Source organism: Rhodococcus huquni, from assembly GCF_055231055.1.
This window is the reverse complement of record NZ_JBUYWE010000009.1, coordinates 1-20,497: the sequence shown is the minus strand read 5'-3', so window position 1 is coordinate 20,497 and position 20,497 is coordinate 1. Positions and strand designations below refer to the sequence as shown.

The window sequence follows — 20,497 nt, the reverse complement described above, 5'->3', positions numbered from 1 at the left end:
TAGCCTTGATTAACTAGAACGATCTATCAAATGGAGATGACCATGAAGAAGATCGAACTGAGTACGGGCACCGTGGAGTACGAGGACACGGGTGGAAGTGGACCCGTAGTGGTGTTTCTGCACGGCGTGACGATCGATCACACGGTGTGGCGGAACGTCGTGAAGGGCTTGGCTCCGGACTACCGCTGCGTGCTGCCATTACTCCCGCTCGGTTCCCACCGAATTCCGATGCGCCCGAACGCGGACCTCTCGCTCTTGGGGCTGGGCCTGTTGATCGGCGAGTTCCTCGACAAGCTCGACCTCGTCGATGTGACTGTCGTGCAGAATGATTGGGGAGGCATCCAAGTCCTGATCGCCAACGGAGACAGTAGCCGGATCAGTAATCTGGTGCTGACGCCTTGCGAGGCCTTCGACAATTATCCCCCCGGACTTCCCGGCGCCGGGCTGACCGCCGCTGCCGCGATTCCGGGAGGCCTCGCTATTCTCATGCAGGGCTTTCGCTCGACCTTGCTCAGGCGAGCGCCGGGTGCGTGGGGATGGATGAGCAAGCGTCCCGTCCCGAAGTCGGTGATGGACGGTTGGTTCGAGCCGGCCACCACCGACAAACGGATTCGTCGAGACCTCCGAAAGTACGGCGGATCGCTGCCTCCCAAGGCCACCCTGCTGGACTGGGCGCAGCGCAATCGCAGTTTCGAAAAGCCAGTCCTGATCCTGTGGGCCACCGAGGACAAAGTGATGCCCCGCGTACATGGACCGCGGCTCGCGGAGGTGTATCCGAACTCCCGTCTGAAGGAGATCGGCGACACCTACACGCTCATGCCCGAGGACCGACCCGACGCGATCATCGAGGCGGTCAGGGAATTGGTCGATGCCGTCGAACCGACATGGCCGGCAGACTAGGTCTCGGCCTCCGGCTCGACGGTCCGTGGCCACGGAGTTCGAGCGCCCTGTGACTTCTCGTCGTAGCCGCGTTCGAGTTCGGGGTTCTCGTGCTGATTGCTGCGGAAGAGGAAGAAGAACGTCACCCAGCCGACCAGCGCGACCATGATGTAGCTGACCACGCGGTATACGAAGACCGCGGCCAGGGCTTGGGGCGCTGTGGCACCCGCCGCAGTGAGGGTGGCGATCAGCGTGCCGTCGACGAAGCCCAGGCCGCCCGGTGCGAGCGGGATGCTGCCCACGGCCTTGGCTGCAGCGAAGGCGATCAGGAGGCCAGGGAGTGACGGTTCGGCACCGACCGCCCAACAGGCGAGGCCGAGGCACGCCACGTCGAACGCACGGTGCACGCCGGACCACCCGAAGGTGGCGAGCATGTCGGTGCGCTTGAGTTCGACGGAGTCGAGCTGCCCGAGGATTTCCTGCCACCGGTCCAGGCCGGTGTCGAGGGGCTTCTTACGGAGCCGGTTGAAGCGAACGAGGATCCAGCGGCCGATGCTCTCGATCGAATCCGGGTTCTTCGCGATATAGCGAAGTAGGTAGAACAGGGCGCCGGCACCCAGCAGTGAGAGGGCGAGGGTGACCGGACTGACCTTGGTGCCGACGGCGAACGCACCGGCAGCTCCGATCAGCGCGAGGCTGCCGGCCGCGATGACGCCGGAAATTGCCAGTTGCCACGACGCGACGACGGGCGTAGCGCCCCACTTGCGGGTCTGTTTGTAGGTGAAGGCCGTGGAGAACACCTGACCGGCAGGCAGGCTGACGGCCATCGCCGTGCTCGCATAGATCACCGACACCGACTTGAGCTGACTGACCACCACGTTGCCGGCCCGAAGCAGGCGCTGCTGGACGGCGCCGAACCCACTCAACGACACTGCCTGCGCGAACACGCACAGGGCGACCCAACCCCAATGGATTTCCGTCAGCGCTCGCCAGGAGTCGTGCAGGGTGGGCCACAGATAGATGCCCTCTACGACGAGGAGCGCGACGAGGGCAACACCGAGCACCCACTTGACCCACCAGAATCGGCTTCGGGACCGACCGGAGTCGGTCGGTCCGGGGGCGGAGCTAGGCGGTACCACCACGTCAGACTAACCAACGCGCACGGATCACTCGGGATAGCGCTCCGGCCACGCCAGGTGGGTCTTGCGGCGACGACCTCGAAGCTTGACCTGTTCACCGAGCACCCACTCGTTCTGCTCGTCGTCGGTCGCGAAGTAAAGTGCGCTGGTCGAGGCCAGAACTCGGCTCGGTTCGAGCTTCGCGAGTTCGGTGAGTCTGGACGCTTCGTTGACCGGATCGCCGATCACGGTGTACTCGAATCTCTCCGACGCGCCGATGTTGCCTGCGACGGCAAGCCCGGCGGATACACCTATCCCGATGTCGAGGCCGGTGATCTCGTTCAACGCGAACCGCAGCTCTCGGGCCGCGGCGAGGGCAGCGGTCGGGGCGTCCGGCCGGTCGAGTGGTGCGCCGAATATCGCGAGCGCCGCATCGCCCATGAACTTGTTGACGAAGCCGTGATGCCGATCGACCACATCCACCACGACCCGGAAGAACTCGTTGAGCAGGTCCACGACCTCTCCTGGGGGACGTTCCGCCGCGGCGCCCGTCGATCCGACCATGTCCACGAACAGCACCGCGACGAATCGCGTCTCACCACCCAGTTCGGTGCCGAACTGCAGTGCGCGGCGCGCCACGTCCTCGCCGACGTGCTGGCCGAACAGTTCGCGAAGGAGGCGGCGTTCGTCCGCCTCGGCCATCATCCGGTTGAACCCGACCTGTAGTCGGCCGACCTCGGAACCGTCGAACACTTCCACGCGGACGTCTGTGGCGCCGCGTTGTACCCGCTCGATGGCACGCCGGAGCTGCTTGATGGGGTCTGAGATCTGGCTGGCCGTCAGCATCGAGAGCGCAAAGGCCTGAACTATCGCGACAAGGGCGATCAGGGTGATCGCCCAGGCGAGGGCATCCGGCGAGAACACCAGGTCGGTGGTGAGCTGTGTGACGCACAGCAGGATGATGCCGATCACGGGCATCAGGGTGCCGAGTCCCCATGTCATCGCCATCCGGGTACCGACGCCGGGAGCCATGGTGCGGTCGAACTGGCCCTCGCTCAGCGCCCGCGCCGCTACCGGACGGAGAATGCGTTCGCCGAGCATGTAAGTGAACCCGAAGGTCGTCGTGGCGGCCATGCAGACCGTGATGATGACGGCGACGGCGAGTTCCGGCATCTCGGCTGCGGTGAGAATCACGAAGATGAGGCCGCCGATAATCCACAGCACCAGATGGACGATCGCCTGCCGAAGCGGCGCGTGCAGCGCCGACATCTGTTCACTGCGCCGCGGCGGGCCACCGCGCAACTGCCATCTGATCACCGATCGCAGCATCATCGCGGCCGCCGTGAGGCTCACCGCGCCCGCAAACAGCAGGTATCCGCCGAAGATCACCGCATTGCGGAAGCGGTCGTCGATGATTCCCGCAGACTCGGGAATCGGCATTCCGTACCGGACGAAGGCGAACACCGTCACGGCACCGAACATGTTGGCGATCAACATGGAGAACATATAGAGCGGCCATCTGCTGCGGATGGTCACCGCAATCGCTCTATATGATCTGCGCACGGTGTTCAATTTAGCGGCTGACACCTGGTGTGTCGGACAGTCGCCGGTCAGGCGGGGGTTTTACGTCTCGGAAGTCGCCGTGAACACCGAATAGCAATGAGCTGAACACCCTTTCTCGATAAGCTCCTCGAGTGAGCGAGATCGAGCCGCGCCGCGATTACGCCGCCGCCGTTCATCCGATCGTGCGGGTGACCGCCGAGTGGACGTGGCGGCTGCTGCTGATCTTCGCCGGCCTGCTGACCCTCGGTTACCTGGTGACGAAGCTCGACACCGTGATCATTCCGGTGGCGATCGCCTTGTTGTCCTCGGCGCTGCTCGTCCCGTTCGTCAACTGGCTGAACGTGCGCGGCGTGCCACGGTCGGTTGCGGTGATGGTGGTTCTCCTGGCCGCCCTCGGGGTACTCGCGGCAATCGTGGCCTTCGTGGTCGAACAGTTCATCAGGGGATTTCCGGGGCTGGCGGATCAGTTCACCGCCAGCGTGACCCAGATTCAGGCCTGGCTGATCGACGGGCCGTTCCACATCAGCGAGGATCAGATCAGGCAGGCCGGCGACTCCGTGGTGCGGGCGGTGCAGTCGAACCGTGAGGTTCTCACGAGTGGCGCGCTCACCACGGCAACCGTCATTGCCGAGATCTTCGCCGGGGCCTTCCTGACGCTCTTCACGCTGATCTTCTTTCTCTACGGCGGCCGCGAGGTCTGGCAGTTCGTGACGCGACTGGTGCCGACGCCCTCACGGGCACGGGTACGCCTCGCGGGCGAACAGGGTTATCACTCGCTGGTCGGCTACGTGCGTGCCACGGTGGCGGTCGCTGCGGCCGATGCGGTGGGCATCGGCGCCGGACTCGCCATCCTGGGTGTACCTCTGGCACTACCGCTCGCATCGATCGTCTTCGTGGGCGCGTTCATTCCGATCGTGGGTGCATTCCTCGCCGGATTCCTGGCGGTTCTGGTGGCTTGGGTGACAAAAGGCCTGATCACCGCACTCATCGTGTTGGCCATCATCATCGCGATCATGCAACTGGAGGGGCATGTTCTGCAGCCCCTACTGTTGGGGCGGGCCGTGCGACTGCACCCACTCGCGGTGGTCCTCGCGATCACCACGGGCATCGTGTTGGCCGGAATCGTCGGGGGCCTCGTGGCGGTACCTATCGTCGCAGTGCTCAACACGGCGGTCAGATCGTTGTTGGCCGATGACCCCGAGAAGATTCCCGAAGGTGTGGAAGTGAACAACCCGCTGGTGCCTCTCTACCCGGCGACTCCGAACGACGCTTCGGCACAGGAGGACCCTCCTGTGAAGCCTGAGGACGAACGCGACGAATGACCGACACCCGAGACCACCGGACCCGCCTGCACTATCGGCCCGGACTTCGTTCCGATGCGGGATCGAACACGCAACCGGACGCGCCGTTGTGGCGGGCAGCGCAGGCATTTCGGCTCATCACGCTGCTGTACGCGATCAGCTATCAGATCGCGTCGGTGCAGTACTACAGCAACCAGCGCCTGAGCTGGGTGTTCGTTGCCTTGATGGCGGTGTGGTCGGGTTTGTCGGCGATCCTGTTGTCTCATGGCAAGGTTCCGCGCTATCAGATCGTGATTGCGGACCAGGTGGTCGTCGTCGCGCTCATGGCATCGACAAGACTTGTGTCCGAACATGACTGGTACAGCCACCATCAGACGTTGCCGACCACGCTGTGGGCCACCAACGCCGTGATCTCGGCCGCCGTGCTGGGCGGGCCCTGGTTGGGTATGGCGTCCGGTGTCGGAATCTCGATGGTGAGCGCTGTGGTTCGGGATCAGATCAACCTCGATCTGTGGCAGGACGCGACGGCGCCGGTTCTGATCTCGGTGGGACTGGCGCTCGGCCTCGCCACCACCACAGCACGCCGTGCGCAGGCACAACTCGAGCGGGCCGTGCGTTTGACCGCTGCTACCGAGGAGCGTGAACGCCTGGCCCGTGAAGTGCACGACGGCGTGTTGCAGGTCCTCGCCCTCGTCGGTCGCCGCGGAAATGAAATAGGTGGACCGGCAAAGGAACTCGCCTCGATGGCGGCGGAACAGGAGGTGGCTCTCCGAACGCTGATCTCGGAACAGGGCACAGGTGCCGATTCGGATTCGGGTGGGTCGGAAGTCGATGTTCGGCTGTTGCTGCGGACGCGCTCGAGTACCACGGTTTCGGTTTCCACTCCCGCAGACCCGGTTGTCGTCGGACGCAATGTGGCCGACGAAGTGGCCGCCATCGTGGACACGACCTTGTCGAACGTCGATCGTCACGCCGGGGCGGGCGCCAAAGCCTATGTGCTGCTGGAGGACCTCGGCGACGAGCTGATCGTGAGTGTGCGTGACGACGGGGTCGGTATCGGCGACGGGCGCCTGGAAGAGGCGGAGGCCGAAGGCCGTATGGGGGTGTCGAAGTCCATCCTCGGGCGAGCCCGAGCACTCGGTGGTACCGCCGAGATCGACACGGACCCAGGATTGGGCACCGAGTGGGAGATACGTATTCCGAAGGGGAGGAAACATGGCTGACGACCAACTCACCATCATGGTGGTCGACGACCATCCGATGTGGCGCGACGCGGTGGCCCGCGATCTCGAGGGTGCGGGTTTCTCCGTCGTGGCCACGGCAGACGGTGTCGAATCGGCGCGACGCAGAGCCGCCGCGGTGCAACCTCAGGTCGTACTCATGGACATGCAGCTTCCGGACGGAAACGGTGCGGACGCCACCGCCGCCGTGCTCGAGGTGTCACGCGAAAGTCGGGTGCTGGTGCTCTCGGCCTCTTCCGAGCGCGACGACGTGCTGGACGCGGTCAAAGCGGGCGCGTCCGGCTACCTGGTGAAGAGCGCGTCCGTGGAAGAACTGCTCGACGCAGTCCGGGCCACCGCGGACGGGCAAGCCGTGTTCACGCCCGGGCTCGCGGGACTCGTTCTCGGGGAATACCGGCGCATGTCGAATGCTCCGAGAGACGACGGCCCCGAACTCCCCAAGCTGACCGAGCGCGAGACCGAGGTGCTGCGCTTCGTCGCAAAGGGCCTGAGTGCAAAGCAGATCGCCACCAAGCTGTCCCTCAGTCACCGCACTGTCGAGAATCACGTGCAGGCAACACTGCGCAAGCTTCAACTGGCGAACCGGGTCGAGCTTGCCAGGTATGCGATCGAGCAGGGCCTCGAATAGGTACGGCTCCGATTGAGCACGACCCTGAAATGGGGGCTGTCCCGTAGGGGAAATCCCTGTGGGCATCACCCGCCCGAACGCCTATCCTTGTGCGCATGGAGGACAGGAACCTGCGCGTGTCCGACGCCGAGCGGGAGCACGTCGGTGAGCTGCTGCAGAGGGCGGTCGGGCAGGGGATGCTGTCGCTGGGTGAGTTCACCGAGCGGATGGACACGGTCCTGGCCTCGAAGACCCGCGGCGATCTCAACGCGGTGATCGTGGATCTCCCCGGAATCACGCTCAACGGCGACCTGGTGGCGCAGACGACGACGGCGGCGCAACCAATTGCCAATCCGGCTACTCACCAGGTGCACTCGTACGGCGGGCCCGACAATCTGATCCGCGGGCGTATGTCGGGTGTGACACGGTCAGGTGCGTGGAACGTTCCGCCGGTGATCAACGTCGATACCCGCATGTGCTCGGTGACGCTCGACTTCACGAAGGCGATCATGTCGACGCAGGTCGTGCACATCGACGTGGACGACTACGCCAGCTCGATCTCCTTGGTGGTTCCGGACGAAGCGACGGTCGATCTCAACGGCATCGAGACGATCGGATCGAACGCCACGAGCCGCGTGAAGTCCGGCCCGCCCTACGGCCGGCTGCACGTGGTGGTGCGGGGCAAGATGCGTTTCGGCAACGTCACCGCCAAGTACCCCTTCGGTTCCTCCATCAGGAAAATGCTCGGGCAGTAGTCCCCACGCCGCTCGAGTAGCACTACTCATGTTCGCGAGCCTTCTTGCCGCGAATATCGACGTATGACCGCTCCGCAAGCATCTCCCGTAGATCCTCGACTCGTGGCGCACCTGGCCGGCCAACTCGACTCGCTCGGCCGCCAGATGAGTGATGCCACCCGCAATTTCGCCCTGTTGCAGGGGCAACTGGCCGGTGCTCAGCGCCGGCCTGTGCCGCAAGCTCCTGTGCAACCTGCGCCGCATCCGGCATATTCGGCACCGCGACCTCCTTACCCGGCCCCGCAACCTCCCTACGCGGCACGTCCGCAGCCGCCGCGTACCCCGTGGTGGCAGCGGGACGGTGTCGTCAGCCGCATCCTGGCCCTCGCCGGTGTCGGCGTCACCCTGGTTGGAGTGGTGATGCTGCTGGTTCTGGCTGCCCAGGCGGGCTTCTTCGGTCCGGTTCCTCGCGTGTCGGCCGGAGCGGTTCTGTCGATAAGCTTGGTGTTCGCGGGAGTCCGGGTGTACGCCCGGTCCGGAGGACGGGTCGGCGGGATAGCGCTGGCTGCAACGGGTATTGCCGGCGCCTACCTCGACACCGTTGCGGTCACCGCGGTCTACGGTTGGCTGCATCCGGCCCTGGGCATGGCGGTCGCGCTCGGCATCACGGCCGCCGGAGTCGGTCTCGCCGTCACCTGGGACTCGCAACCCTTCGCTGTGACAGTGGTTCTCGGCGGCGCGTTGCTCGCGCCCTTCGTGACCGACGGGCTGACGACGACGTTGATCGGCTTCCTCTTCGTCGTGCAGATCGCGACGTTCGCTGCGCAGATCGGCCGCGACTGGCCGTATCTGTCGTTGGTCAGGACGCTGCCTGTCGTCGTTGCGTTGCTGGCCGCCATCATGGGGACGGACGAAGCGACCGCGGTGTGGATCGCGGTTGCCGCATTCTCGGTCTGCGCATTCGGGCTCGGGTCTTCGATCGCTCTGTTGTACAAGAACTCTCGCGACGTCACCGCGACGGTCCTCATCGTCATCGCGACGCTGCCCGTGCTCTTCGTCGGTGAGCTGTTCACTCGCACCACATCGATCGTCTTCGCCGGTGTCGTCGCCGCAACGATGCTCGGAACCAGCGCTGCCGCAAGACGGTTGCCGGCACATGCGCGATACGCGATTGCCGGCACGGGTGCACTCGAGCTCCTGGTGTTCTGCATGCTGTGGTCGACGACTGCCATCGGCCCGGTCGTCGTTGCCGGTCTGGGCGTGGTCTTCCTCGTCGTAGCCGGGCAGTCTCGGTCGCGTATCTGCTACGGAATCGGTGTGGCTTACACGGTCTTTGCCTGCATCGTCCACCTCGATGCGGCGACCCTGCCGGCCCTCGTAGACGAGCAATTCGCCCTCGACGAGCTCGGATTCCCCGTGGTGCTCTCCGGGGTTCTGCTGGCTGCAGGCTTCGTGGCGACAGCCGTGCAGGCCCACCGGCTCGAACTGGTGAGTGGCGCCAACCTCCGGCTGCTCTGGCTGGCATCGGGCGTCGGGGTTCTCTACGCGACCACCAGCGTCTTCGTGGCAGCGGGTACGGCGATCACGAAGACCGAGGCGGGTTTCGTTGCCGGCCATTGTGTCGCGACCGTCGTCTGGATGCTGGCCGCCACTGCGGCCCTGCTGTTCGGTCTGGCACATCGTGACCACGCACGGATGGCGCTGGGCGTCGGCCTCGCACTTACAGCTGCAGCCGTCGCGAAGCTCTTCCTGTTCGACCTCGCCACGCTGAGCGGCATCGCCCGCGTATTCGCGTTCATCGCGGTCGGCCTGCTCCTCCTCGGGGCAGGAACCCGCTATGCGCGCGAATTCGCAGAACGAGGTCCGATCAGTGGCGCTTCTGACGGGCGATGAGCTCACTGACGCTCACCGCGTTGCCCTCGTCTCCACGATGCCGGCCGCTGTTGTCGACGGCCTCGTCGTGAGCGGACGAACCGTTGGCTTCGCCGTTAGTGGTGCCGTTGGTGGTGCCGTTCGTGTAGGACCCGTTCGCGTAGCTCGAATCGGAATCCGAGGTTTCGATGAGGCGGCGTCGGCGAGTTGGCATCACCGGCGTCGGCCGCATGCGGGGCGATGCCGGCGCCTCCTGGGTGTACGGGGCCGGCACGGATTGACGCGACCGGGTGGGTAGCGCCGGTGCACCTGATGTGGGACCCGAACGGCGCGGTTCGGATGCGGATGTCGAACGCAGGTCGGCCAGCCAACTTTCGATCGGTCGGGATTCGACAGCAGGACCGCTCGAAGGCTGCTGCTGGGGCGGGGCGGCCGAGGCAGGCCCGCCCTGGTTCGGCGAGCTCAGCGGGCTGGACCCACCCTGCGGAGTCGGGCGTTGGCGGGTCGGCAGCGGGGGGATCCCGGCGCTCGGTGCCTGCTGCTGCGGAGCTTCCTGGCGTGGAGCCTGCTGCTGCGGTGCCTGCGACTCCGTGTCCTCGGTCTCCTGCGGCGCACGAGCCGGACGTCCCGTCGCAGAGCGTCGGTTGTCCTGCTCCGCACGCCTGGCCTTGCGCTGCTCCGAGGACAGCTTCTTGGTGGCAGCGGACACGATCGGGATCGGTTGGGTGAGTGGCTCGTTCAGCAGTGGAACGTAGTCGCCTCGCGCAGGTCGCCTGGACGGTGGCGGGGCAGAAGCGACACCGATCGGAGTGAGTTCCGGAACGTCCTTCGGCATCAATTCGTTGTCGAGGATCGGCTCACCCAGGCCGACCTTCTCCTGGATTCGCTTCATCCACGCGGGAGCCCACCAGCAGTCGTCGCCGAGCAACTTCATGGTCGCCGGCACGAGGAACATACGGATGAGCGTGGCGTCGATGACGAGGGCCGCGATCATGCCGTACGAGATGTATTTCATCATCACGAGTTCGGAGAAGCCGAACGCACCGGTGACGACGATGAGGATCAGCGCTGCGGCGGTGATGATGCGCCCGGTATGAGAGGTGCCGACCCGAATCGACTCGGTGGTGCTCGCGCCCTGGGCTCGGGCCTCCACCATGCGAGAGAGCAGGAACACCTCGTAGTCGGTGGACAGGCCGTAGACGATCGCGATGATCAAGACCAGCACTGGGGACATGATCGGCCCCGGGGTGAAGTTGAGGAGTCCGGCGCCGTTGCCGTCGATGAAGATCCACGTCAGGATGCCCAGCGTGGACCCGAGGCCCAGTGCACTCATCAACGCTGCCTTGATCGGAAGCACGAGGGATCCGAAGGTCAGGAACATGAGCAGGGTGGTGGCCACGAGAACGAGGATCACCATCAGCGGCAAGTTGTCGAGCAGCGCGTTGATGCTGTCGTACTCGAGCGCCGGTGTACCGCCGATCAGGACGTTCACACCGTCCGGAGTCTCCATGGACCGCAGATAGTCCATGGTGGCGGTGGATTCGTTGCGGTTCTCCAGGCCGGCCTGGAGAACGACCACGCCGTCCTTGGTGGCCGTTGACGGTGCGAAGTTGCTGACCAGGCCCGGAGCGTCGCTGGCCTCCTTGATGAGGGGGCTCACCGCCTTGTTGACCGCGGCCGCGTCGTCGCCCTGGATGACCAACTTGACGGGCTCGGTGCGGCGGTCCGGGAACAACTCGTCGAACTGTTCCTGTGCCGCACGAGTGTCGCTGCCGGGCGGCAGATACGTCTCGTTGATGCCGCCGAACTTGATGCCGGTCAGCGGAACGATCAGCAGCAGCAGGCCGATCACGATCGGAATGGTGACCTTGAGCGGGTTCTGCATCACCCAGCGGGTGAGCCGGCCCCAGATGCTGTTTTCGATCTCCTCCGCGTTCTTCGTCTGGCGGAAGCGCTTGAGGCTCAGCATGTCGATCCGCTTGCCGAGGATGCCGAGGATGGCGGGCAGGATCGTGATGGAGGTGGCGGCTGCGAGCATGACCGTCGCGATGGCGCCGTAGGCCACCGACTTGAGGAAGCCCTGCGGGAAGAGCAGTAGGCCGCCGAGGCTGGCGACGATCATGGTTGCCGAGAACACGACGGTGCGACCCGCGGTCATCACCGTTCTGCGTACGGCGGGCCCGGTGTCGTAGCCCTCCGCCATTTCCTCGCGGAATCTACTGACTATGAACAAGCCGTAGTCGATCGCGAGACCTAGCCCGACGAGTGAGACCACGGGCACGACGAATGCGTTGACCTCGGTGAAGTTGGTGATGAGACGGACGATGCCGTTGGCACTGACCACGGTGAGGCCACCGATGATCAGTGGCAGGGCCGCCGCGACGACACCGCCGAACACGAAGAACAACAGCACACCCACGGCAGGGATGGCGAGCATCTCCATGCGCTTGATGTCCTGCGCCATCGTGTCGTTCAGAGCGCCCGCGACGGGCTGCAGGCCGGCAAGCTGCACATCGACACCGTCGATGTAGAACGCGTCCTTCACGTCACGGAAATTATTGGTGATTTCCGTGTCGTTGGCGCCGACGATGCCGATGCTGGCGATCGCGTGCTTCTTGTCGGCGTCCGCAAGGATGGGCTGGCCTGCGCCGATGACGCCATCGGCCTCGAAATAGCTGCCGTTGATCTTGAGGATCTGGTCTTTGTGCTCGGTCTGCAGGGAGTTCAGATTCTCGCTGACCTTCGCCTGGAACGCCGGATCGTCGACCGTCTTACCCTCGGGTGCCGTGTACAAAGCCACCACGTCGGCCATCGTGTCGCGCCCGAACGTGTCGTCAGCCAGCTTGGAGGCGGTGACCGACTCGGACCCGGGATCGTCCCAGCCGCTCTGACTCAGTTTGTCTTCGAGACTGAGGCCGTAGCCGGCCAGACCCAACAGTCCGGCCACCATGACGGCGATGACGGTGAAGCGGGCTCGGTAGACAAAGCTTCCCCAGCTGGCGAACACTGATCAACTCCTACTCGGCAGCACTTTTTCGCCCGACGAGCAGGGCGGAAAGCGGTCGGAACGGCTGCAACCAGGCACCTTCGTCGGGCAAGGTTTCCAGGCTCACCCGAGGCAGCGGCTCCCGGAACACGCCCTGAATGTCTTCGAGGTCGACGAAGTCCAGAACTTCGGACGCCACCGCCCAACTGGCGTGCTCACGGAATCCGAGTACCTGGACCGGGATACCGGTTGCAGCGATGTCCTCCAACGGCTCACGGAAAGCTTGACCGTCGGCGGAGGCGACCATGACGCCGGCCAACCCCTCACCGCGCCGAAGTGCGATGTGTTCGAGCATGTCGGAATCGACATCGCTGTCCTCATCGACCTTCGGCTTGGCGAACACCGCGAAACCCACGTTACGCAACGCTTCGACCCACGGACGGACAACATCGGCGCTACCTGCGGCGATGTTGGTGAAAACGGTCGCTTCAGGCTCGAGGGTGCCCTCGGTGGTGGCCGAAAGGGTCGCTGTGCGGGACAGAAGCCAACGGCCCAGTGCGTCGAATCGAGGGCGGTACGCGGCGGTCGGACGGCCACCGAGGATGGCGCCGAGCCCCATGTCGAGGTTGGGGGCATCCCAGACGAGAAGGACGCGCTTGGGGCCGCCGATGTCCCCGCCGGAGCCGGCGACTCCAGCCGACTCGGAGGACACACCGCCCACCTGGGGAAGCTGTTCGCTGACACTCATGACTTGATCTTCCCCCAAATCAGTTCTGTGATCGGTCTTCCGACTTGATGGGCTTTGTCTTCGAACTTGGTGACCGGACGTTCGTGCGTCATCGGCGATTCCCAATCGAGGGCGGTCAGAAGCGGTTCTGCGGCGCCTACCTCGGCAATGAACTCGGCATACTCGGCGTGGTCGGTTGCCACGTGGAGGACGCCACCGGGCATCAGTCTGTTCGCGATGAGCGCAAAGGTCGGGGCCTGCAGGAGCCGACGTTTGTGGTGGCGGGCCTTCGGCCACGGGTCCGGAAAGAACACTCGCACTCCGGTGAGGGACGCCGGCGCGATCATGTTTTCGAGGACGTCCATCGCATCACCGCGGAGAACACGAATGTTCGGGATCGATTCCCGCTCGACCTGCTGCAACAGCTGTGCCAGCCCGGGCCGGTAGACCTCGACGGCGAGCAAGTTGTTCTCCGGCTCGGCCTTGGCCATGGCAGAAGTCGCAGTGCCGGTGCCGGACCCGATCTCGAGGATCAGTGGCGCGGAGCGGCCGAACCAGGCCTCGGCGTCCAGTGGATCGTCCGATACGTCGGCGCCGATCAGAGGCCACTGGCGGTCCCAAGCAGCCTGCTGAGCCTCGGTCAGAGAACCTCTGCGTGAGCGGAAGCTGGTGACTCGCGGATACAGACGGGACCCTCGTGATTCCTTCGTCTGCCCGTCGTTTGCTGTCACGGGAGCTTCTTGATCGGCGTCGTTCACCGGACCATTGTCACGCATGATCGGTGTTTCCGGCACACGGGTCTGAAGTTTTGGTTGAGACTTGGGCAGAAAACCCCAGTACGACAAGCATGGTTGGGCGCGCTGCACGTGTTCTCATCTGACAGAATCGGCGCGGAAACAGGGGCGGGTGCAATGTTCTACACACAGGGGGAGAGCACATGGAGATCACGAGAGAGTCGGGCGTCCATGCCCCGGCGGTCGGGGCGACCGGGGGCCTGACCATGGGATCGAGTGGCAGCCCGGCCGTCGCGTCGGATGATCTTGTGCACCGTGTCGCCTCGTTCGATCGGGTCGCGGCCGATGCTCTGCGGACCGCGTTCGACATCCATTCGGCGCCGGTTCGAGTCCAGATTGCCGGGCGGGCAGGTGTCGGGCGGACCACTGTGGCCACAATGCTGAGAAATGTCACACCGGAGCGGCTACAGGCCGACTTCGTGGAGACCGCAGCTTTCGACGTTCCGGGGGCAACGGACCCTGTGCTGGACGCAGAAGTCCTCGTCTACGTCGTGGTGGATGCGGTGCGGGCTGCCGATCGGCAGGCGTTGGACGCGACCGACGCCGACACCGTGGTGGTCGTGCTGAACAAGGCGGACACGCTGGGTGCGGATGTGCCGGACCTCGCTGCGCGGATCGACGACTGCTCGCGAACGTGCGGAGCGCAGGTCCATCCACTGAACGCCCCCACTGCGGAGGGAGCCGAAGGGATCGTCGATGCGGTGACGGCGGGTATTCGTTCGGTGGAAACCGTGCGGGGAGGTGTTCTGGTGCGTGAACTGCGTCGGCAGGCGGCTCGAAGTTTCGCCGCGCGCGACGTCATCGAGCAGTACGTGACGAGCGATGGGGCGGTCGCGCTGGAGGCTGCGGCGGCCAAGGCCGAACTGCCGGAACTGTCCGCCCGCGCGCCCGGCACTCCACGCACCGCCGACGAGGCCCTTCGAAACGCGCAGTGGTGGAAGGAGCAGGCCACCGCTGGACTGCCCGCCCGTCAGCGACGTCAGGTGCTCACGGTGCACCGCGACTACGTCCGCCGATGGGCTCGTTTGTCCGGCCAAGCCAGAGCGCGCGGGGCCTGATGGGCGATTCGGATCTGACAGACGAGGCCACCTCGGTGGTTGCTCGCTGGAATCCTGCGGGAGCCAGGCACCTGCTCAGGCCGGCCGGAGATGTCGTCCCCGATTCGGTTCGAGTGGTCGGACCACCCCGGTCCGGCAAGACCACCCTCATCGAGGCGCTCCGGCGCCATGCATCGGCCGAGACGGTCGAGTTCGCGGAAGGAGACGCAGGTTCGGCCCCTAGAGCGGTTGTCGCGCTCGTGCTCTTCGACGCGGCCGCAGCCATAGGTCGCGAGGAGTTGTCCATTCTTCGACAGGCCGGCGACAGTGCAGACCGGGTCGTCCTCGCACTCACCAAGACGGATCTGCACCGGGATTGGTCGTCCGTACTGGGCCGCGACCGACGCCTGCTCGCCGACCACGCCCCGAACTTCGTCGATGCGCCCGTTCATCCGGTGTCGGCGTCCGCAGGCGCGTCGGGGGTGGAAGATCTTCTCGAAGCGATCCTCACCGCCACGAAGGGTGTGCCGAAGCGCAGTTTCGCCGCCGTCGACATCGTCGAACAGACCCGGCAGATGATCGTGACCACGGCCGAGTCCGTCCGCGAGAACGACCCGGCGACGTTGCTGCGCGGTGAGCGGACCGAGTTACTGGCCGGGCGCGACGGACGTCGCGCCGAGCGCGTTGCTCGGATGCGAAGCGAAGCGCAATTGGCAAAGGTCGAACTACTGCACGAGGTTGCCTCCTCGAGCCGTGCAGTCGGGGCAACCACGCGTACCGAGATCGCCCGCGCCGACCCGAAGGCGCTCGCCGAGTACCCGCAACGGCTGGCGATGCTCGTCGCCGACAGCGGTCGCGGAATCGGCGGGATCACCGACACCCGGATCGACGTCATGCATTCGAGGTTGGGCGTGGACAGCGGAGCGGAGCCGAAAATTGGTCCGACCGTCGAAATGCCGGACGATCCGGAACCGCGGCACCGTGGGCTCGAGGACCGAATGACGATCTTGATCGGAGCGTCGGCGGGGTTGGGTCTCGGTCGACTCGTCGTCTCGCCCCTCGCGATGGTGCCCGCCCTCGACATCGCCACCATTCCGATCACTCTGCTGCTGGGCGCTCTGGCCGCCTGGTGGTTGACACGGGCCCGCGGGCACGTCGCCGAACGCGCTCACATGCGGCAGTGGGCAGCCGACGCACTCGTTCACGTCAGGGCTCAACTGGATCAGTTCGTGCTGGCCAGACTGGTGGACGCGGAGGCCCGCGCGGGCGAGGCGATCATGCAACAGAGCCGCTCACATGCGGTCGACGTCGACGAGAAGGTGGCGGCGCTGGATTCCGAGATCCGCCGCACCGGACGAAGGCGATCGGGACAACTCGCCGCGTGCGACCGCGACCTCGCTGCTCTGGGTCGTACTGGCCTGACGGCCAGGCTCGGCCATACTGATTCGGCCGATGCGGAACCGAACGGCGGTCCGGCGCGTCTGATCACGTGAGTGCATTGATCGAGCGGCGACGGGGGCCAGGCGTAATGTCCGTATCTTCTTGTGTTTGTCACGCAATGCAGGCGGCATCCACCACTGGTGTCGCACTGCACGGATCCGAAGGCGAGGGAATGTCGATGGCGACTGCCGACAGCTTCATGATGAACGACCTCCCCGATATCGACCCCGAGCATTTCGGGCACGATTCCGACGCCGTCGCGCTCACCGATCCCACCCACGACATCGACGGTGACGGAGTTCTGGACTCGGTCAGCTTCCACACCGGGGATGCCCTCGTCGTGGCCACCGATCTGGACGGTGACGGCACTGCCGACAACGTGACGATGGTGCACGAGGACGGCGAGTACGAGGCCTGGGAATTTCACCGTGGTGAGGACGGCGAACCGCACTGGGAGCAGACCGATCAGGGCGCGCTCGGCCAGGACTGACATACGTCGCCCGGGTACTGAATCGGTCCTGTGACAGATCCGACCGCACCCGATTGCCAATGTGGGGACTCCCGGCGTTAACCTCTAGGTATAGGACACCCGGCGCCCGCGTCGTCCATTCGTTTGGACAGCGCGGCTGTTCCCCGGCCGAGAGGGGGAAAGTCGGGTTCGGCGCTCGACTGCTGCACGGCTCTTGCATCGGCGATTGCCCGGATCCGGTTCCGGCTCACCCCAGGAGAGTTTGATGACCTCAGCGACCATTCCCGGTCTGAACGGAACTGACGGCACGCCCCCCACCGAGCACAGCGAGCTGCTCGCTTGGGTGAAGGAAATTGCCGAACTCACTCAGCCCGACCGTGTCGTATTCGCGGACGGTTCGGACGCCGAATGGGATCGACTGACCTCTCAACTCGTCGATGCGGGCACGTTCACGAAGCTCAACGAGGACAAGAAGCCGAACTCTTTCGTCGGCAACTCCGACCCGTCGGACGTCGCACGCGTCGAATCGCGCACATACATCTGCTCGCGTGAAGAGATCGACGCAGGTCCGACCAACAACTGGATGGACCCGACCGAGATGCGGTCCATCATGACCGAGCTGTACCGCGGCAGCATGCGCGGACGCACCATGTACGTGGTGCCGTTCTGCATGGGCCCGCTCGGTGCGGACGACCCGAAGCTCGGTGTCGAGATCACCGACTCCGAGTACGTGGTCGTGTCCATGCGCATCATGACCCGTATGGGTGCAGCCGCCATGGAGAAGCTCGGCACCGACAAGCCGTTCGTGAAGGCGCTGCACTCGGTAGGCGCGCCTCTCGAAGAAGGCCAGGCGGACGTGCCGTGGCCCTGCAACGACACCAAGTACATCACGCACTTCCCCGAAGACCGCGAGATCTGGAGCTACGGATCCGGCTACGGCGGAAACGCGCTGCTCGGCAAGAAGTGCTACTCGCTGCGCATCGCATCGGCGATGGCACGCGACGAGGGCTGGCTCGCCGAGCACATGCTGATCCTCAAGCTGATCTCGCCGGAGGACAAGGCGTACTACGTCGCCGCTGCCTTCCCGAGCGCGTGTGGCAAGACCAACCTCGCGATGATCCAGCCGACCATCCCCGGATGGCGTGCCGAGACCCTCGGTGACGACATCGCATGGATGCGCTTCGGCGAGGACGGCCGTCTCTACGCGGTCAACCCCGAGTTCGGTTTCTTCGGCGTCGCACCCGGCACCAACTGGTCGTCGAACCCCAACGCGATGAAGACGATCGAGGCCGGCAACACGCTGTTCACCAACGTCGCGCAGACCGACGACGGCGACGTGTGGTGGGAAGGCCTCGAAGGCGAGCCCGATCACCTCACCGACTGGAAGGGCCGCGACTGGGTCCTGCGCGAGTCGGAGGAGAAGGCCGCGCACCCGAACTCGCGCTACTGCACCCCGATGTCGCAGTGCCCGACCCTCGCACCCGAGTGGGACGACCCGCAGGGCGTGCCGATCTCCGCGATCCTGTTCGGTGGACGTCGCAAGTCGACCATCCCGCTGGTGACCGAATCGCTCAGCTGGCAGCACGGCGTGTTCATGGGCGCCACGATGAGCTCCGAGCAGACCGCCGCAGCAGAGGGCAAGGTCGGCTCCGTTCGACGCGACCCGATGGCCATGCTCCCCTTCATCGGCTACAACGTGGGCGACTACATCGCGCACTGGGGCAACCTCGGCAAGAACGCCGATGCGGAGAAGCTCCCCAAGATCTTCTACGTGAACTGGTTCCGTCGCGGCGACGACGGCCGCTTCCTGTGGCCAGGCTTCGGCGAGAACTCGCGCGTCCTCGAGTGGATCGCGGGCCGCATCGACGGCAAGGCCGCTGCGGAATCGACACCGGTCGGCAACGTCCCGACCGCCTCGCAGATCAACCTCGAGGGCCTCGACGTCGAGCCTGCGGATGTCGACGAGTCGCTGAAGGTCGATGTCGACGAGTGGAAGGCAGAGCTTCCCCAAATCGAGGAGTGGTTCGAGTTCCTCGGCGAGAAGGTGCCGTCCAGCGTGCGTGACGAGTTCGAGGCTCTGAAGCAGCGCCTCGGCTAGTCAGTCCCTCCCTCTTTTTTCGACGAATGTCACACAGGTTCAGCTCACGCGAACCGGTGTGACATTCGTCGTTTCGGGATCATGCGACGGCGCGGCCGCCGTCGGGGTCATGCGACGGCGTAGCTGCCGAGGGCCGGTTCGATCAGGTCGAACGCCCGGACGCCTTCCGCGCTGACGATTTTTGCGATCTCGTCGTCCGGCCTGCTCACGATGGTGAGGTCCTGGATGCGTTGAAACAACACGCGGTGGACGGCGCCGAGCACGCCGGCGGACGCGCGAACCTCGATGTCGTCCGGTGAGGTGTCGGTGGCCTCGGCGAGAGCGTTGGCCAGGTGGAGTTCGCGCTGGTCGTGCAGTCCGTGGACGCAGGCTGTGAGCGTCGGGCTGTCGGCAACCATGCGCGCGAAGTCCGCGCCGGAGAAGCCGGACACCGGATCGTGGGCGGCGACGGAATTCTCGAAGGCGCGGCGCAGAGCCTGCAGTGCCGACTCGCCCGCGGCCCTCTTCTCGACGGTGGAGGCCAGGGACGCCGTGAACTCGTCCTGGTGGTCGAGTGCCAGGTCTTCTTTGTGTGCGAAGTAGTTGGTGACGGTCTTCTTCGCGATGCGGGCAGCCGCGGCAATCTCGGCGATGGTCGTCTGCTCGAAACCTTGGGCGATGAACAGGCGTGTTGCGTGATCCGAGATGAGTTGTCGGGTTTCTTTCTTCTTGGATTCGCGCAGGCCCGAGGGCGCGGTGTCGATGGTCATGGATAAATTATACCCCGATACGAAGTTTATGTTGACAGCATCGAGGTGTGTCAGGCTATAATTACGTCGGTCGTAAAAATACGACGAGAGAACAACGAGGGAGGGTTTCATGTTCGAACTCGGTGCCACCTCCAATTCGAATGCTCGATCAGGGCGTAAGCCGGTCGGCCCGGCCGTTCGCTACGGGAACCGCCGGCACATCTCGGCGGCAGGGCGCGGCGGGAACCGCAACCCAGTTCCTCGTAACCTCCCGCGCCGTCGCGGGTACTGATCGCTTCCGCGTTCGCCGACCCGATGAATCCAACCCTCGTAGGGAGTCTCTCGTGAAATTTGTTGCATCCACCGTTTCGCTCACCGTCGACGACATAGCAGCGTCGCAGGAATTCTTGGTCGACCACCTGGATTTCTCGGTTCAGGCGTCGGCCGAAGGGTTCTCCTCGCTCACTCGGGCGGACGCTCTGGACATCGTCCTGCTGGCTCGTGGCACCGAAGTGCTCCCGCCGGGATTTCGGGATCAGCACGCAGGCGGCCTGATTCTGGCGTTCACCGTGACGGAGGGGATCGCGGACTACGAGAAGCGGCTGCGCGATGCCGGAGTCGAGATCACGCTGCCACTGCGCGAGGAGCCCTGGGGTGAGCGCCTGTTTCAGGTGACCGATCCCAACGGCGTGATCTTCCAGATCGTCGAATGGGCCACTCCGAACGAATCCTGACCGCCCACCGCTGCCTGACCAATGTCACACACGTTCAGTTGGGGCGGGGTCAACCGGTCGATGCACCACGGCTCCTGATCAGGTGTGGGTGATGTGCGATGACGGGATGTGCGTCGAAGCTGGACGAGGCGCGCGATAGTTTCTTCGCCATGGTCGATTCCGGTGTGTC

At 64.9% G+C, this 20,497-nt stretch carries 17 protein-coding genes; 11 read left to right on the top strand and 6 right to left on the bottom strand.

Going from position 1 to position 20,497, the window contains the following annotated elements; all coding sequences use genetic code 11:
• Window positions 1–42 precede the first annotated feature (42 nt).
• Complete coding sequence (locus ACZI8R_RS16180; protein ID WP_463380671.1) at window positions 43–900, top strand: alpha/beta fold hydrolase; 858 nt, start codon at window positions 43–45, stop codon at window positions 898–900.
• On the opposite strand, the gene ACZI8R_RS16175 is transcribed toward ACZI8R_RS16180, so the two are convergent.
• Together ACZI8R_RS16175 and ACZI8R_RS16170 are read right to left on the bottom strand one after the other, a co-directional pair.
• Window positions 897–2,018, bottom strand: a complete 1,122-nt coding sequence (locus tag ACZI8R_RS16175; protein WP_463380670.1) for a lysylphosphatidylglycerol synthase transmembrane domain-containing protein — start codon at window positions 2,016–2,018, stop codon at window positions 897–899. The genes ACZI8R_RS16180 and ACZI8R_RS16175 overlap by 4 nt on opposite strands.
• A 27-nt stretch (window positions 2,019–2,045) precedes the next feature.
• Window positions 2,046–3,503: an adenylate/guanylate cyclase domain-containing protein gene (locus ACZI8R_RS16170; RefSeq protein WP_463380822.1), complete on the bottom strand. Its 1,458-nt coding sequence runs from the start codon at window positions 3,501–3,503 to the stop codon at window positions 2,046–2,048.
• A 188-nt stretch (window positions 3,504–3,691) separates the two neighbouring features.
• Here ACZI8R_RS16170 and ACZI8R_RS16165 point away from each other — a divergent pair, with 188 nt between their 5' ends.
• From ACZI8R_RS16165 to ACZI8R_RS16145, 5 genes are all read left to right on the top strand, one after another.
• On the top strand, window positions 3,692–4,882 hold the full coding sequence (locus ACZI8R_RS16165) for an AI-2E family transporter (RefSeq protein ID WP_463380669.1): 1,191 nt from the start codon (window positions 3,692–3,694) through the stop codon (window positions 4,880–4,882).
• Complete coding sequence (gene macS / locus ACZI8R_RS16160; RefSeq protein WP_463380668.1) at window positions 4,879–6,084, top strand: MacS family sensor histidine kinase; 1,206 nt, start codon at window positions 4,879–4,881, stop codon at window positions 6,082–6,084. Before ACZI8R_RS16165 ends, macS begins: the two co-directional genes overlap by 4 nt.
• Complete coding sequence (locus ACZI8R_RS16155) at window positions 6,077–6,730, top strand: response regulator (protein WP_463380667.1); 654 nt, start codon at window positions 6,077–6,079, stop codon at window positions 6,728–6,730. The genes macS and ACZI8R_RS16155 overlap by 8 nt, the downstream gene beginning before the upstream one ends.
• A 95-nt stretch (window positions 6,731–6,825) precedes the next feature.
• Window positions 6,826–7,464, top strand: a complete 639-nt coding sequence (locus tag ACZI8R_RS16150; RefSeq protein ID WP_463380666.1) for a DUF1707 SHOCT-like domain-containing protein — start codon at window positions 6,826–6,828, stop codon at window positions 7,462–7,464.
• 63 nt (window positions 7,465–7,527) lie between these two features.
• Window positions 7,528–9,336 (top strand): DUF2339 domain-containing protein, encoded by a 1,809-nt coding sequence (locus ACZI8R_RS16145; protein WP_463380665.1) that lies wholly within the window; start codon window positions 7,528–7,530, stop codon window positions 9,334–9,336.
• Here ACZI8R_RS16145 and ACZI8R_RS16140 read toward each other — a convergent pair.
• From ACZI8R_RS16140 to trmB, 3 genes are read right to left on the bottom strand one after another with little or no spacing between them, the layout of a single operon-like run.
• Window positions 9,311–12,322, bottom strand: a complete 3,012-nt coding sequence (locus ACZI8R_RS16140) for an MMPL family transporter (protein WP_463380664.1) — start codon at window positions 12,320–12,322, stop codon at window positions 9,311–9,313. The genes ACZI8R_RS16145 and ACZI8R_RS16140 overlap by 26 nt on opposite strands.
• Before the next feature lie 10 nt (window positions 12,323–12,332).
• Window positions 12,333–13,049, bottom strand: coding sequence for an NYN domain-containing protein (locus ACZI8R_RS16135; RefSeq protein ID WP_463380663.1), 717 nt, complete (start codon window positions 13,047–13,049; stop codon window positions 12,333–12,335).
• Window positions 13,046–13,822, bottom strand: coding sequence for a tRNA (guanosine(46)-N7)-methyltransferase TrmB (gene trmB / locus ACZI8R_RS16130; protein WP_463380662.1), 777 nt, complete (start codon window positions 13,820–13,822; stop codon window positions 13,046–13,048). Before trmB ends, ACZI8R_RS16135 begins: the two co-directional genes overlap by 4 nt.
• 143 nt (window positions 13,823–13,965) lie before the next feature.
• Here trmB and ACZI8R_RS16125 point away from each other — a divergent pair, with 143 nt between their 5' ends.
• The 4 genes from ACZI8R_RS16125 to ACZI8R_RS16110 all read left to right on the top strand — a co-directional run bounded on the left by ACZI8R_RS16125 (window position 13,966) and on the right by ACZI8R_RS16110 (window position 18,866).
• On the top strand, window positions 13,966–14,880 hold the full coding sequence (locus ACZI8R_RS16125; protein WP_463380661.1) for a hypothetical protein: 915 nt from the start codon (window positions 13,966–13,968) through the stop codon (window positions 14,878–14,880).
• Window positions 14,880–16,352 (top strand): P-loop NTPase family protein, encoded by a 1,473-nt coding sequence (locus ACZI8R_RS16120; protein ID WP_463380660.1) that lies wholly within the window; start codon window positions 14,880–14,882, stop codon window positions 16,350–16,352. The genes ACZI8R_RS16125 and ACZI8R_RS16120 overlap by 1 nt, the downstream gene beginning before the upstream one ends.
• A gap of 125 nt (window positions 16,353–16,477) precedes the next feature.
• A complete protein-coding gene (locus ACZI8R_RS16115; RefSeq protein ID WP_463380659.1) occupies window positions 16,478–16,789 on the top strand; it encodes a DUF6802 family protein in 312 nt (103 codons plus the stop codon).
• A gap of 244 nt (window positions 16,790–17,033) precedes the next feature.
• The gene (locus ACZI8R_RS16110; RefSeq protein ID WP_463380658.1) at window positions 17,034–18,866 is read left to right on the top strand and encodes a phosphoenolpyruvate carboxykinase (GTP); all 1,833 of its coding nucleotides are present in this window, start codon (window positions 17,034–17,036) and stop codon (window positions 18,864–18,866) included.
• A 107-nt stretch (window positions 18,867–18,973) separates the two neighbouring features.
• Here the strand turns inward: ACZI8R_RS16110 and ACZI8R_RS16105 are convergent, their stop codons facing one another.
• On the bottom strand, window positions 18,974–19,615 hold the full coding sequence (locus ACZI8R_RS16105) for a TetR/AcrR family transcriptional regulator (protein ID WP_463380657.1): 642 nt from the start codon (window positions 19,613–19,615) through the stop codon (window positions 18,974–18,976).
• Window positions 19,616–19,938: 323 nt separating this feature from the next.
• On the opposite strand from ACZI8R_RS16105, the gene ACZI8R_RS16100 reads away from it, so the two are divergent.
• Window positions 19,939–20,328 carry a VOC family protein gene (locus ACZI8R_RS16100; protein ID WP_463380656.1) on the top strand — a complete coding sequence of 130 codons (390 nt, stop codon included), beginning with the start codon at window positions 19,939–19,941 and terminating at the stop codon, window positions 20,326–20,328.
• Window positions 20,329–20,497 lie beyond the last annotated feature (169 nt).